The 14,063-nt window shown below is 46.4% G+C and carries 11 protein-coding genes; all 11 read right to left on the reverse strand.

All coding sequences use genetic code 11. The features are described 5' to 3' along the window. Positions 1-901: 901 nt before the first annotated feature. Positions 902-2,419 carry a malate:quinone oxidoreductase gene (locus tag IEY34_RS04655; protein ID WP_189008283.1) on the reverse strand — a complete coding sequence of 506 codons (1,518 nt, stop codon included), beginning with the start codon at positions 2,417-2,419 and terminating at the stop codon, positions 902-904. Between the two features lie 418 nt (positions 2,420-2,837). After that, positions 2,838-4,025 carry a staphylopine family metallophore export MFS transporter CntE gene (cntE, locus tag IEY34_RS04660; protein WP_373291149.1) on the reverse strand — a complete coding sequence of 396 codons (1,188 nt, stop codon included), beginning with the start codon at positions 4,023-4,025 and terminating at the stop codon, positions 2,838-2,840. Between the two features lie 30 nt (positions 4,026-4,055). Then, complete coding sequence (locus tag IEY34_RS04665; RefSeq protein ID WP_189008287.1) at positions 4,056-5,195, reverse strand: PLP-dependent cysteine synthase family protein; 1,140 nt, start codon at positions 5,193-5,195, stop codon at positions 4,056-4,058. After that, complete coding sequence (locus IEY34_RS04670) at positions 5,176-6,819, reverse strand: ABC transporter ATP-binding protein (protein ID WP_189008289.1); 1,644 nt, start codon at positions 6,817-6,819, stop codon at positions 5,176-5,178. Before IEY34_RS04670 ends, IEY34_RS04665 begins: the two co-directional genes overlap by 20 nt. Positions 6,820-6,830: 11 nt before the next feature. Beyond that, complete coding sequence (locus tag IEY34_RS04675) at positions 6,831-7,670, reverse strand: ABC transporter permease (RefSeq protein WP_189008291.1); 840 nt, start codon at positions 7,668-7,670, stop codon at positions 6,831-6,833. Beyond that, positions 7,651-8,622 (reverse strand): ABC transporter permease, encoded by a 972-nt coding sequence (locus IEY34_RS04680; protein ID WP_189008293.1) that lies wholly within the window; start codon positions 8,620-8,622, stop codon positions 7,651-7,653. Before IEY34_RS04680 ends, IEY34_RS04675 begins: the two co-directional genes overlap by 20 nt. Before the next feature lie 8 nt (positions 8,623-8,630). Next, positions 8,631-10,217, reverse strand: coding sequence for an ABC transporter substrate-binding protein (locus IEY34_RS04685; protein WP_229757472.1), 1,587 nt, complete (start codon positions 10,215-10,217; stop codon positions 8,631-8,633). 41 nt (positions 10,218-10,258) lie between these two features. After that, positions 10,259-11,056: a class I SAM-dependent methyltransferase gene (locus IEY34_RS04690; RefSeq protein ID WP_189008295.1), complete on the reverse strand. Its 798-nt coding sequence runs from the start codon at positions 11,054-11,056 to the stop codon at positions 10,259-10,261. A gap of 5 nt (positions 11,057-11,061) precedes the next feature. Further along, positions 11,062-11,895 (reverse strand): Rossmann-like domain-containing protein, encoded by an 834-nt coding sequence (locus IEY34_RS04695; protein WP_189008297.1) that lies wholly within the window; start codon positions 11,893-11,895, stop codon positions 11,062-11,064. After that, positions 11,892-13,151 (reverse strand): ATP-grasp domain-containing protein, encoded by a 1,260-nt coding sequence (locus tag IEY34_RS04700; RefSeq protein WP_189008299.1) that lies wholly within the window; start codon positions 13,149-13,151, stop codon positions 11,892-11,894. Before IEY34_RS04700 ends, IEY34_RS04695 begins: the two co-directional genes overlap by 4 nt. Positions 13,152-13,542: 391 nt before the next feature. Beyond that, a complete protein-coding gene (locus IEY34_RS04705; protein ID WP_189008302.1) occupies positions 13,543-13,794 on the reverse strand; it encodes a hypothetical protein in 252 nt (83 codons plus the stop codon). Between the last annotated feature and the right edge of the window lie 269 nt (positions 13,795-14,063).

Consider the following 14,063-nt stretch of genomic DNA (forward strand, 5'->3'; position numbering starts at 1 on the left):
CGCGCAACGCTCCCAAACCCCTGCACATCAAACTGACATTCTAACGAACTGTACGATGCTTATTGACGAAAAATTGGCTACTTTTGAGATCTAATGAACTGAGTTGGCGTTACGAGCAGTTTTTAGGCGGAATTGTGGTCATTTTACATGACATAACGCATCTGGAATTCGTTAGATTTTTCAAATGCCCCATTTTTGTTAAATAACGGGTATTGGGTTCGTTAGGGAGCGTGGGGAGAGGGTTCGTTAGGGGGCATGGGGAGAGTTCGATTGCCGGCCAAGGGGATTCTGTAGGGATGCGCGGGGTACGCAGGGTGCGTGCCCCCAGCAGCGGGCGGGCCCTCTGGTTCATCGACTTATTGGACAGCAGTGCACTGCCCTCCGAGCACTAGCATCCCGCGCAACGCTCCCGAACCCCTGCACAATCAATCTGACATCTAACGAACTGAATGATGCTTATTGACGAAAAATTGGCTACTTCTGAGATCTAATGAACTGAATAGGCGTTACGAGCAGTTTTTAGGCGGAATTGTGGTCATTTTACATGACATAACGCATCTGGAATTCGTTAGATTTTTCAAATGCCCCATTTTTGTTAAATAACGGGTATTGGGTTCGTTAGGGAGCATGGGGGGGAGGCTTCGTTAGGAAGCGTGGGGAGAGGGTTCGTTAGGGGGCATGGGGAAAGTTCGGTAGCCGGCCAAGGGGATTCTGTAGGGATGCGCGGGGTACGCGGGGTGCGTGCCCCCAGGTTCATCGACGTATTGGACAGCCCCTCTCTGGACTGCCCCAGCTAGCAGCCATTCAAACAAGTAAGCACTTCTAGCTGCCTTATTCTCAGCGCATCGACCCTTCCAATAAAAAAAAAGGAGCTCTGCCGCGAGGCAGACTCCGAAGGTTTTTATGATACGGTTCGACGTGCTAATTGTAACGGTAAGTTTCCGTTTAGACCAAGGGTCTCTGCTGTTGAAGTATGAATTTCCTGCAGAAGCTCTGGATTTTCCAAGAGTGACACGCCATAAGAAGGAATCATTTCTTTAATTTTCGATTCCCATTCTTTGATATGCTCTGGGAAGCATTTGGTAATGACCTCAAGCATAACGTGAACAGCCGTGGAAGCACCTGGAGAAGCACCTAGCAATGCTGCAATCGAGCCATCCGCTGCGCTAATAACTTCCGTTCCAAATTGAAGCGTACCTTTGCCGCCTGCTTCTGTATCTTTGATAACTTGTACACGTTGGCCTGCTACTTCTAAATCCCAATCCTCGCTTTTGGCGGTCGGGATAAACTCGCGCAATTCATCCATGCGCTTTTCTTTCGATAACATAACTTGCTCGATCAAGTATTTGGTTAGTGACATGTTTTTGGCACCTGCCGACAACATCGTAACAAGATTGTCCGGTTTTACGGAAGTTACCAAATCAAACATGGAACCTGTTTTTAAAAACTTTGGCGAGAAGCCGGCAAACGGTCCAAACAACAATGATTTCTTATTATCGATAAATCTGGTGTCAAGATGCGGAACAGACATTGGAGGAGCTCCGACCTTGGCTTTACCGTATACTTTGGCATGATGCTGCGCTACAACATCCGGATTATTACACACCATGAAAATGCCGCTTACCGGGAAGCCGCCAATATGTTTCCCTTCAGGAATACCGGATTTCTGCAGTAAATGCAGGCTTCCTCCCCCGCCTCCGATGAAAACGAACTTAGCCGTGTGGCGTTCAACTTTATCGCTGTTGTTTCTTACTTTCAATTCCCATGAGCCGTCTTCCGCACGTTTGATATTATCTACGCTATGCTTGTATTTAATATCGACTTTTTTACTCTTGAGGTGATCAAACAAAATGCGCGTTAAAGCACCAAAGTTCACATCCGTACCCGAGTCAATTTTCGTTGCTGCTATAGGTTCATTCGTAGGTCGATCTTGTATAATAAGTGGAATCCATTCCATCAGTTTTGCAGGGTCATCGGAAAATTCCATCCCTTGAAACAAAGGATTCGTTGACATTGCTTCAAAACGCTTCTTCAAAAACGTTACATTCTGTTCCCCTTGTACCAAACTCATATGAGGCAATGGTATGATAAAGTCCTGCGGATTCCGTATCAGCTTGCTATTTACTAAATAAGACCAAAACTGCATGGAAAGCTGAAACTGTTCATTAATTTTGATCGCTTTGCTAATATCTATAGATCCGTCTGATTTTTCGTCAGTGTAGTTAAGCTCACAAAGTGCTGCATGCCCTGTTCCTGCATTATTCCACTCATTTGAGCTTTCCTCACCTGCATTCTCGAGCTTCTCAAACACTGTAATTTTCCATTCCGGTTTTAGTTCTTTCAGAAGTGTCCCTAAAGTCGCACTCATGATTCCGGCACCAATTAAGATTACGTCTGTTTTCGTTTCTCTGTTGCTCATCTTTACCATCCTTATATCCTAAAATTTGCAGAAAGGATGTAGGCGCTACAGCAAGCCATGGCGCGACCTAGTTACACACCTTTTCTGGTTCAATTATTACCCTATCGATTACATATTTATATACTATTATATGATAGTTATAAGCTATACGACAAGCCTTATCGGAGAATCGGAATAGCGTGAAAGTCCACGCTTATAAGTTCAATCACTATAATATAGAACAAATGTTTAATGAATTTCCAAATAATACTTACAATTGTGTGAACCTTTTCCGAAAAATCAGGAAGGAACGACAACTAAACCCAAAAATGAAACAGCGGCGGTCTAGGACTTAAAAAAGTCGTAGACTGCCGCTGTTAATGTTGAACTAATCTTTTCCAATTTGAGAACTTTCTTTCTTACTTCTCAACTTTTACAATTATACATAACGATTCAATCTCTTTTTATAAACAACTGCCAGACTGGCAGTAATTAACACTAAGCAGGAGCAGAGCACATACACAGCAGAAAAGGACATCAAGTCCGCAATGGGTCCCATCGCAACACCTCCGAGCGATATTCCGAGATCCGCCGAAGCAATGAATATACCGAGCATGACGTTTCGCGAGGAAGTTGGCAGCACGAACGTCAAATAGGTCGTTAACGTTGGGTATAGCATGGCTTGCGCGATGCCCATAAGGATAGCAGCCGAATAGAGAAACAGCGGTCCAGCGGTCGCCGATATCGATAACAACAGTGCAGCGACAGCAGCCAGCAGCATAATTCCGCTGACGAAACGGGCATGCCACTTCCCGTCGGAAGGTACGCGCTTGCGAAACATAAAGCGTGACAGAACGATGACCCCCGCCTGCAACATGAAGTAAATACCAGCATTGCCGTATTCAACTTGGCTCACATAAAGTGGAATAAAAAAAGCAACCGATCCGAAAACGACCGAAGCCGCGAGCATCAAAACACTGCAAATGAGCAAATCCGGCTGCCGAACTAATTGGCTAACTGCTTTCAGCACGCCTTGACCTGTCTTCTCTTCCTCCCTCCCACTGGAAACATGATCGATGCGTGTACGGTATCCAAATAAACCTGTAATGACCGCAATAGCAATCATTGTAGCGGTGAATGCCTGCATGCCTCCCCATCCCCAAATCCCTAAAGCAATCAAAGGTCCCACGATGGTAGGCATATAAGTAAAGAGAGAATATAAGGAAACTCCCTGAGATCGCTGCTCGTCCGAGAGGGATTCTATAATAGCTATTTGCAGCGCCATGGAAAAAAAAGCAGTAGAGGCGCCTTGCAGAAATCGTGCCACAATAAAGCCATCAAGTCCGGTCACCGTATATAAAATGAGCGCGCCTCCATTGATAATCAATAGCACACGCAGCACCTTAGCTGGTCCATACTTGTGTACAAAATGACCTGCCCACGGGCGAAATAGCATGCACGTCAGCATATACGTGCCCATGATGATTCCAATCATCGTGTTGCTCGCGCCCATGGATTCACTCCTTATCGGAACAATCACATTCAAGATCGCATTTGCACTGAAAAAGAGGAAGGCGAGCGCATAAAGGCGCAGATACGGCCACGAAGTGGCCAGTTGAGTACTCAATGCCAAACTCCTCCAACAGCTAGGGTAGATTTAATCAATATAAATGCAGCTATCATGCGTATCACAGTCTCGCCTTAACAACTCTGAGTTCATGTGCAGGGTAGATTCTGGAACATCCAGGCTTTGAGTTAAGTCCAGCCTATAATTTGCGCTAGCGGCAGGGCTTTGACTCCAAGGCTGAAGTTCTTGTGCCATCGCACGTATTGTTTCCATCTTAACTTTGGCTGCGAACCCTTGCTGCTCTATCCATTCGTCATTGAATAACGTATGGATGTAACGCTCCCCTCCATCTGCAATCATGCAGACAACACGATCTTGGGGTGTAAGCTCCTGGGCAACTTTGAGGGCAACTAACGCACAAGCCCCGCTGGAAGGTCCCATCAATATGCCTTCATTGCGAGCAAAAGCGCGGGCTGTCAGGAAGGCTTGTTCATCTGTAATTTTATACGTGCAATCGATGTTGTCCATGTTCAAATTCATAGGCGTCCAACCGAGGCCTACACCTGGTATTCGATAGGAATGGGTGTCGCCTCCAAATATGGAAGAACCAACAGCATCCACGCCAATGATTTGCACATGAGGAGCGAATGTCTTGAGATACTTGGAAATGCCGCCTAATTGCCCTCCTGTGCTAACCGCTGTTATGAAAGCAGTGATCTGATTGGAGCAGTCATCCATAATTTCACGAGCTGTGCTCTTGTAATGGGCTTCACTGTTAAGAAGATTAAAGCACTGATCAGGCCTGTAGGCCTTATCAATTTCTTTGGCCAGTTTATTGGCAAGTGAAATTCTTGTTTTATGATAACTGCCCGTATCATCTTGTTCCGTGACGACAATGACCTCTGCCCCAAAGCATTTTAGGAGCGCAAGATTAGACTTGGTCGTTTTGGGATCTACCAGGATGATGACACGGTAGCCTTTGGCCGCACCAATCATCGCCAGGGAAATACCGAAATTGCCGCTTGAAGATTCAATAATCGTGCCTCCAGGCTTGAGTAAACCTCTTCGTTCGGCTTCGTTAATGATATACATGGCTGCGCGATCTTTGATGCTTCCTCCAGGATTATATCGTTCGTATTTGAACAAAACTTGGCCTTCATTCGCCTTATTGCTACCTGCTATCGTTAGCAGCGGCGTGTTGCCAATGGTCTCAAGAATACTGCAAATCATATGTCCTGTTCCCTCCTTTTGCATAAAAGCCATCTTCCAAATCGCCAGCACAGTTGAGCAGCAACTGGGTATAAGCATGCGTACTTGCGCGGAGTTGATCTGCCGGTCTCGTCTCACAAAACTTCCCCTGATTCATCACCGCAATATGATGACAAAAAGACTCAAGCACACGAATATCGTGTGAAATCATGATGATCGAGAAACCAAGTTGTTGTTGCATACGCTGCAGCAATTCTAATATTTGTGCTCGTACGCTCATATCCAGTGATGATACCGCCTCATCACAAATCAGGATGTCCGGGCCAAGCACCAGCGCTCTTGCAATGGCAACACGTTGACATTGACCTGAACTTAATTGAGGAGGTCTCCTATTCCGTGCATCTCCACAGATCCCTACCTCTTCCAAAACCAATTTGGCCATCGTTTTCCATTCTTTTTTCTGACCAATATGCAAGTATCTCAGTGGTTCTTGCACCAATTGCCAAGCCGTACGTCCAGGATTGAGACTTGCTCTGGCATCTTGAAATACCATTTGAATATGCTGGCACATCTCACGCTTTTCCTTGCCTTTCAGGCGGCTAATCTCTCTGCCGCGATAAAGGATACTCCCTCGACTCAGAGGTTCCAAACCGGTTAGACATCTAGCCAAAGTTGATTTACCGCATCCACTCTCTCCTAGAATCCCTACGATGTCGCCCTTGTGAAGCTGCAAATTGACATCATGCAGAACAGGCTTCTGATCATACCTCTTCTCCAGTTGGCTAATTTCGAGAATCAGTTCATGCTCATCCCGCATCCCGAGTACTTGGGAAGGACTTGCTATGTGATAGCGAGAATTGAGCAAATGGCGCATATAGGCAGTCTGCGGGTTGGTGAAAACACTTCGGGCATCCCCTTCTTCTTCAATGACACCTTTATGTAAAACAAGGACTCTATCACTCACTGCGTTAGCTACGGCTATATCATGTGTAATAAGGAGAACGGATAAGCCGAATTCTTCCTGCATACTTTTGAGCAAATCGAGCACTTCTTTCTGACTCACGATATCCAAAGATGACGTTGGCTCATCGGCTATTAGCACTAATGGTTTGAGGCACAACGCCAGTGCAAGACAAATACGTTGACACATGCCGCCGCTGAGCTGAAACGGGTAACAATCCAGTATCCTTAATTCATCCTCAAAATGAAGCTTCCTCAGCAATTGAATTGTAATCGGTATGACTTGATCAGATGCGGCCGCGCGGTGGAAAAGCAGTGTTTCTTTGAAATGGTCTCTGATCTTAAGAACCGGATTAAGGGCTTGCCGAGCATCCTGAAAAAGCATAGCGATCTGTCTTCCCCTGATAGCTTTCCAATTCACTGTTGTGCTGGCAAGTTCGGCAACAACTTGAGTGCCAATATGCAGCATCCCGCTTTGGATATGGGCAGAAGCAGGAAGCAGTCCCGTGAGCGCCTTGGCAATCGTTGACTTCCCCGAACCGCTTTCGCCCAACAGCGACAGGATTTCCCCTTCTCTAAGCTCGAAAGAAAGCTGATTCAGGATGTTCACTTCTTGAGAACTTTGCTTATAAGCCACATGTAGATTCTTTACTTGCAGGATGGCCTCGCGCTGTTTGATTGCCATGTACGATTCTCCTATAGCCTGGTTATTTCATATGGATCAAGCCGGTCTCGCAGTCCCTCGCCAATTAAATTGAAAGCTAAAACAGTAAGAATGATAAAAAGTGTTGGTCCTAGTAAAATATAGGGCGCTTGCAGAAAGTGATCACGTCCATCTGCTAACATGCTGCCCCATTCAGGCGTCGGCGGTTGTGCGCCTAGCCCTAAGAATGAAAGGGCTGAGATGGCAAGAATCAAGCTCCCTAACTCAAAAGTCGCCAAAATCAGCACTGGACTTAAAGCTTTTGGGAATAATTCTCGCAGGATGATGACCTCGTTCTTGGCCCCGAGTACTTGGGCTGCAGCAAAAGCAGTTTCACTCTTGGCATACAGAACAACACTGCGCGTTAATCGGGCAAAAGATACCCACCATACAGATACGACAGCAATTAGCAAGTGAATATAGCTTGTGCCGAACAGCGCCGCGATGACCATTACAAGCACCATGAAGGGAAAAGCCAGCAGCACATCAATCAGCCGCATCAATAGGATATCGATGATCGTTCCGTGGAACATGCCGGCAACTAATCCCACGAGCAGTCCAATAAGAAGTGCTGCTCCAAGCGCGAGGATGGTTGATACCAGCGTCGTTTGCCCACCGTGAAGTGTTCGTGAAAGAACATCTCTGCCAAATCGGTCTGTGCCTAAAGGGTGAGCCATAGCTGGTTTCTCCAGCCGTTCCAAGACATGCTGCTCCAAGGGGTCATATGGCGTAAACAAGGGAGCTCCTATAACAAGAATGCCGATTAAACCAAGTAATACGCAGCCTGCAACGAAGCTGATCGGAAATTTGAATTTACGCTTTCGCTTTGGCATCTGCCCCTCCTTTGTATGAGATTCGAGGATCTATGAGGAGATAGACCACATCAACAAGTACATGGATAAGTACCACGATCGTAACCATGACAAATGCATAGCCTTGAATGACTGGATAGTCTTTGACAAGGATACTATCAAGCGCATATTTGCCAATGCCAGGCCATGAAAAGATGCTTTCAATGACGACTGCTCCGCTTATAAGTGTTGTAAGTGATAAAGCAACCATCGTTACGATAGGCAGATAAGCATTTCTTAAGGCATGCCCGACGACCAACTTTCTTGACAATCCTCTTGAAAGGGCTGAAAGGACATAACTCTGACCAAACTCGGATAGCATGTTTGCTCTCACTAAGCGAATCAATTGTGGCGCGCCAATTAGGCCTAAGGTAATGGCTGGTAGACTTAACCTGCTCAGGCTGGCGTCGCTGCTTATTTCGTACATGTGCCACGTCACGGCAAAGAGGGATAATAACATCAAGCCGATGACAAATGCCGGGAGCGAGGCGAGCGCCACACAAATAAAGCGAATAATGGTATCCAAGGACCTGCCTGCATGAAGGGCTGAAACGATGCCAAACAACAGCCCCAGGCCGACTTGTATAAACAAAGCTGATAGGGAAAGCAGCATAGTTGCCGGGAGTCTTCCTGCTATTTCCATGCCAACATCTCTCCCCGTATGCATGGACGTACCCAAATCCAACCGGGCTAGATGCCCCATCCATGTCGCATACTGAACAAGGATGTTCTGATCGAGACCCCACTCCGCGCGCAGCTCCGCCGCTTTCTGCTCATACGCCTCCGTGTGGCTGCCCGCGACTTGCGCCGGTTGGTTCAACAGCAAACTCACAGGGTCTCCTGGAGCCAAATGAGTCAAAATGAATATAAGCAGCGTTGCACAAAATAGCGTAATGAAGCCTTGTAATCCCTTTGCGAACAATGCTTTGCTCATAAAGTCCCTTATTTACCGATGCCAGAACCGAAGGAAAGGTTGGCATTCACGGCATTCTCGAATTGCATGAAATGTTCTTCGAATCCTGCGAGATTTGTGCTTACGGCTGTCAGTTGTGGACGCGGGAATAAAGCAATAATCGGAGCTTGCTGAGCGACTCGTTCATTCATTTGCAGAGCGATCTCGTGACGTGCAGCCGCATCTCCAGCGGCTTTCAATTGATCGAGCAAGGCATTCGTTTGAGCATCGTTGTAACCGCCATAGTTTCCTTTGCCTTTGGGTGAAAACTGCCCGCTTAGCAGAGTGTGCGTATTGCCAAAGGTGCTCCATGCTTCAATAGAAGCATCCCAATCGCCTTTGTCACGAGCAGCCTGGATTAGACTGTAGTCACCGTGCTGTACGTCTGCTTTCACACCAAGCTTGGTCCATTGGTTCTGCAAGGCTTCCCCAAGCGCTTTATCGCCGCCCCACGTCATCAAGCGAATCGATAAGGGGTTGCCGTCCTTCATTCTTATGCCATCAGCACCTTTCAACCATCCCGCTTCATCCAGTAATTGGTTGGCTTTAGCGGAATCAGATTTGGGGTAAACAGCGTTTCTTGCTTCTGCAAATTCTGGGTTGGAGCTTAGCCATGTGGATACTGGAATACTCTGCCCTTCTGCACCAAGAACAACCAGCTCCTTGCGATCTAACGACCAGGAAAGTGCTTGCCTTACTCGGATATCCGCCAATTGCGGTTTGCTTACATTTAAATAGATGGTTTGCGTATTGGCTGCCGGAGCAGTGGAAATTCTTACGTCTTTATTGTCTTTGAATTGTGCCAAGCTGGTTACTGGTATATTCAATGCCAGTTGGCTTTTCCCGCTTAATACAGAAAGCACTCTAGTTTGGCCATCCGTGATTTCTTCATATATCACTCTTTTGATCGTTGGCTTCTTCCCCCAATAGTTTTCATTCAGCACTGCCACCATTTTCTGCTTAGGGATGAACTCAACGATTTTATACATCCCTGATAAATCCATGGAATCTACAGCGGCTTGCTTCGCTTCCGTGTTATGAATAACCGTTTGGTAGTAGGAAAGGTTCAAAGGCACCGGCACATGCGGACTGGTCGTTTTCACTTGTATGGTGTAGTCATCAAGTCTCGTGAGCGTTAGATCAGCCAGAAATGGCAGTGCTTGTAGGTCCTTGGCCTTGGAACGCTCCAAAGAGGCGATTACAGCAGCAGCATCGATAGCTTTCCCACTCCAGAAATGGGCATTGGATCTTAATTTAATTTCCCAAGTCAGAGCGTCCACTTCTTGGGAATTCTCGGCCAGAGACGGTTCAACTTTCCCGGATGAATTCACTTTAAATAAAGCCTCTGCTGCGCCAATGTTTCTCAAATAGCTGGAAGTCAATGGTTGCACAGGGTCCAAGCTGGCTGCGATCTCCTGACCGACAATAACCAAGTCTTTAACTTCTGCTTTGGCTGACTGAGCACTTGGTGATGCCGTAATGCTGCTCTTGCTAGTGCTGTTATCGTTGTTACTGCCGCATCCCATTACTGTAATAATTACGAATAATAACGATATTGAAAGAAAAACTTTCTTCATGTGAGCCTCCTTATGATTCGTTGCCTAAGAAATGCAAAATTTTATATCGCTTGCGCAATGATTTGCATTCGTCTGCCTACCATTTCATTGCTATAAGTAAGCGGGCCTTGCAGGTCGTAATTGTTAATATGAGGCGCTGGTTTATCAAAGAGCTGCACGAGGCGGAAACCAGAAGAAGCGAGATACTGCACCAATTCTTGCGGAAATAAGAGACGATGTTTGAGATGCTCTACAATCGGCTTAAAGCCATCAACTGTCCAGCAATAATCACGCTCCAGTATTTGGTTTGCCAAGTCTATGCTGAATCGTGTTTGCAGAGAAACAACCTTTTCTTTCACCTGCCTCTGTTCAACCAGTTCATCTGTAAGCCAACGCTGCCCTTCTTTCGTCAGAAAAAAAGCGGCGTTTCGCATATCAAGGTACAGCAGCCCATCTGTATGAAGATGCCTGCGGAAACACTGCAAGCTTGAGAGAACAGCATCATTGGAGAAGTTGTATAGAAAGGTGCTTCCCACACAAAAGAGCGCATCAAACTGCTGGTGAAGCGAGAAATTAGCTTGATCACCGTATACGAATGACAATTCGGGATAATGTTCTTTTGCCCAGAAGAGCATCTCTTCCGAGTTGTCAAGCCCGACAGCCTCGTATCCCATACGATTCAGATAAGCTACTTCACGACCAGGTCCGCAGCCGATATCCAGCACTTTTTTGCCTACCTTATATTCGCTCAAAAGCTTATGTATGAAATGCGCCATGCTTAGATCATGTTCGCCACTGAATGCCAAGTAAAGCGATGGGTTCGTATGCAAGAAATTATCTGTATCCAACTTGAGGTTCATTCGCGTCATCTTCCTTCCTTTTCACTTGTGTAGCCGTAGAGAAGTGATTCGCCTGCACTGAACTGGGTGAATGGGAACGGCTCAGCAACTAGCGCTGTGACGCCCTGATTGATAAATTGAGCAATAACAGCACTTCCTGTTTGTGCATATACGGTTAAAGGAATTTGCCTTGCCCGGACTCTTTCCAAAATATGATCAAACGTTCCATTGCTTAGCGTCATACCTGTGCAGATCACACTATCCGCATCATTCAGCACGTTATCCATGTCCTTCTCCACAATATCTCCCCACTGGGTTTCCGCGAGCTGCAAATCACAAGGCAAACAAATCCCGCCATGTGCTCGAATCGCTTCAATTAGTGGATTGACCACGCCGATGAGCGCCACTTTCTGCGAGGGTTGAATATTCGCCATATCCGCAATAAGGGCATCACGCAGCTTCGCTTTCTGAATAGGCGTTCCAGCGGGGATTCGCGTTATCCTGTCGCTTAACGCTTCATGCGGGTAGACACTGCCTAGGTAAGCATCCAAAGCCGCGATCTGCACTGGCAACCTCTTATCCTGCAGCGCAATATGCAACGGCATTCCAGAAAGCTGCGCTGCCGCTTCCATTTCCACTTGCTCCGAAGTATGTGAACAAGCGCCGAAAGCCGCTTCCACTCTAACTAGTAAATAGTAATTGTGATACTTGGTAATGGAGGCTGGAAACTGCGTCGTTTGATAAATGTAAGATGATCCCGTAACTGTTAACGTTTCTGGTTTTGGTCCAAGCTTGCCTTCCAGTACGGCTTCTAGCAATTCCGCAATTGTATGCGGTGAATCTGTCAGGGGTGGTCTCATTCGGATGCCTCATGAAGATCATAATGAAAGATCATACGCTTAACCGCTTCTTCTGCATAAGCTCTAGCATTTAAACCTTCCTTATCATGGGTGATGACATAGCCTAAGTAGCAGGCGTTATCTATCGGAGTGGCAATTGTTGTGCACTCACAGTCTTCGACGTTGAAGCGGGTAATATGGTCATCCGACGCTAGTAAATCAATATCTTGAATGCGAGTAAGCTTGCCACCATGCGGAGGAACGAGGAACATCACAGCGCTGCTTGTAATCCCGTTATTTTGGGGAGCGATGTACGGTTTGGAGCCTAATGAGATATCTACAAATGCTTGAAGCAAATGTATATCCGTAACATTTTGTATAAGTTCAACAATATAGTTCCCTGCCGTCCTTGGATTGATCTCGACGATACGCGGCCCATCTGCGGTAATTTTCACTTCTGTATGGGCAATCCCATGATTAAAATCTACGGCTTTCAGCGCGTCTAGAACAAACTGGGTCACTACCATTCGCGTTTCTTCGCTTAACTTTGCAGGAAACATGTGCCCATTCTCAATAAAATAGGGGGAGCCGGTTACGGATTTGTCTGTAATGCCGATTATGGTTGTTTCACCCTGATAGGTGACGCTCTCTACACTCACTTCTTCCCCTGTCATGAATTCTTCGAGAAGATAGGTACAGTCCCTTGCCTGGTCTCGAAAATTAAGCGGGAAGTCCTCCAATGCCTGATAAGCGTCCTTTAGCTCATCTGCATTCTGAATGAGCCTAACAAATGCGCTGGATGCCAGATCTACCGGTTTGATAACTAGCGGAAAGCCGATGTCTTGAGCAGCTTCTTCGACCTCTGCGAGATGATGCGCAAGACGATACTTAGGGTTGGCAAGACCCGCTCTATCAAGTGCGCGGCGCATAAGATGTTTATGACGGACGGTTTTCACTGCTTTAGGGAACGGACATGGGAGATTCAAAGCGTCTGCTACCTCCCTCACCACCTCAATGTAGTAATCACAAACAGTAATGACACCATCGAATGACATGGGGCGCAAAAATGCAATTAGATGAGGGATATCATTCGTTTCTGTTACATAAACTGAATCGGCATTTCTGATCACTGGATGCTTTTCTGGGCTATGTGCATGCTGATAATGCTCCAGCTTTCGAGTTACAAACGTGTACGTATGCCCTTGCGACTTGAGCAAAGCCGGCAACAGAATACCGCTTGCTCCTACCCAGCTCTCTATCATTAAAAGATGTGCCATGGGATACCTCCTTGGAATTTCGTTAATAGTAAATTTTACTATTAGTAGCGAGTATACGTCACCTGTTTTACATTGTCAATCGTCTAAAGAAATTTTTTCCACTTCTTGACCCTTGCAACCATACTTGCTTTGCTAACGAAATATATTGGCCTCTAGGTGGGCGGGTTTATGCTTTTGACTGGATTTACTCCAGTCAAATTAGCTTATTCGTCTCCTGAACACGATAACACTGGAGTTTTTCCAGTGGAATTCGGATTTCAGCCACTAGGATGGCTGTTTTTTGCTTTTCACTGGAGAAACTCCAGTCAAAGTTGCATTTCCACCTCCAAAACACGATAACACTGGAGTTTTTCCAGTGGAATTCGGATTTCAGCCACTAGGATGGCCGTTTTTAGCTTTTCACTGGAGAAACTCCAGTCAAAGTTGCATTTCCACCTCCAAAACACGATAACACTGGAGTTTTTCCAGTGGAATTCGGGAACAGGGTTGGGGTTGGGCCGCGGCCATTCATTTGCGAAGCTCTGTTATGAACGAGATCAAGGATCTTCTCCTCAACTACACTTTCCTGCCAGCGTTGCTGAATTACAACATTTTTTTGAAAAAGTAAAGCGGCTTTGCCGCCCTGAGGGATGAGCATCTTCATAACGGTTTTCACCAATATAGCGGATCCTATTTCCCTTGGGCTTTGCAATGACAGAGAGCGTCGTGTGAAAAGGAACTATGATCCGCTAAATGGCGGGAACTGGGGTAAAAGTAGCATGAAAAGGAACTGAGATCCGCTATTTAAGCGGAACCTGCTGATTCCAACCGGGAAATGGTGCAATAGCGGATCGTAGTTCCCTCTGGCGTGGAATATGGCGGTTTTCGGAATTATAGCGGACTGTAGTTCCCTCTGGATCCTTATCATGACAC

This window comes from Paenibacillus marchantiophytorum (assembly GCF_014640555.1).
GTDB classification, from domain to species: domain Bacteria; phylum Bacillota; class Bacilli; order Paenibacillales; family NBRC-103111; genus Paenibacillus_E; species Paenibacillus_E marchantiophytorum.

Bases quoted from the DNA above. Each gene is read 5' to 3' on its own strand.
- IEY34_RS04655 (WP_189008283.1), bottom strand. From the start codon at position 2,419: ATGAGCAACAGAGAAACGAAAACAGACGTAATCTTAATTGGTGCCGGA.
- IEY34_RS04665 (WP_189008287.1), bottom strand. From the start codon at position 5,195: ATGATTTGCAGTATTCTTGAGACCATTGGCAACACGCCGCTGCTAACG.
- IEY34_RS04670 (WP_189008289.1), bottom strand. From the start codon at position 6,819: ATGGCAATCAAACAGCGCGAGGCCATCCTGCAAGTAAAGAATCTACAT.
- IEY34_RS04675 (WP_189008291.1), bottom strand. From the start codon at position 7,670: ATGCCAAAGCGAAAGCGTAAATTCAAATTTCCGATCAGCTTCGTTGCA.
- IEY34_RS04680 (WP_189008293.1), bottom strand. From the start codon at position 8,622: ATGAGCAAAGCATTGTTCGCAAAGGGATTACAAGGCTTCATTACGCTA.
- IEY34_RS04685 (WP_229757472.1), bottom strand. From the start codon at position 10,217: ATGAAGAAAGTTTTTCTTTCAATATCGTTATTATTCGTAATTATTACA.
- IEY34_RS04690 (WP_189008295.1), bottom strand. From the start codon at position 11,056: ATGAACCTCAAGTTGGATACAGATAATTTCTTGCATACGAACCCATCG.
- IEY34_RS04695 (WP_189008297.1), bottom strand. From the start codon at position 11,895: ATGAGACCACCCCTGACAGATTCACCGCATACAATTGCGGAATTGCTA.
- IEY34_RS04700 (WP_189008299.1), bottom strand. From the start codon at position 13,151: ATGGCACATCTTTTAATGATAGAGAGCTGGGTAGGAGCAAGCGGTATT.
- IEY34_RS04705 (WP_189008302.1), bottom strand. From the start codon at position 13,794: ATGAAGATGCTCATCCCTCAGGGCGGCAAAGCCGCTTTACTTTTTCAA.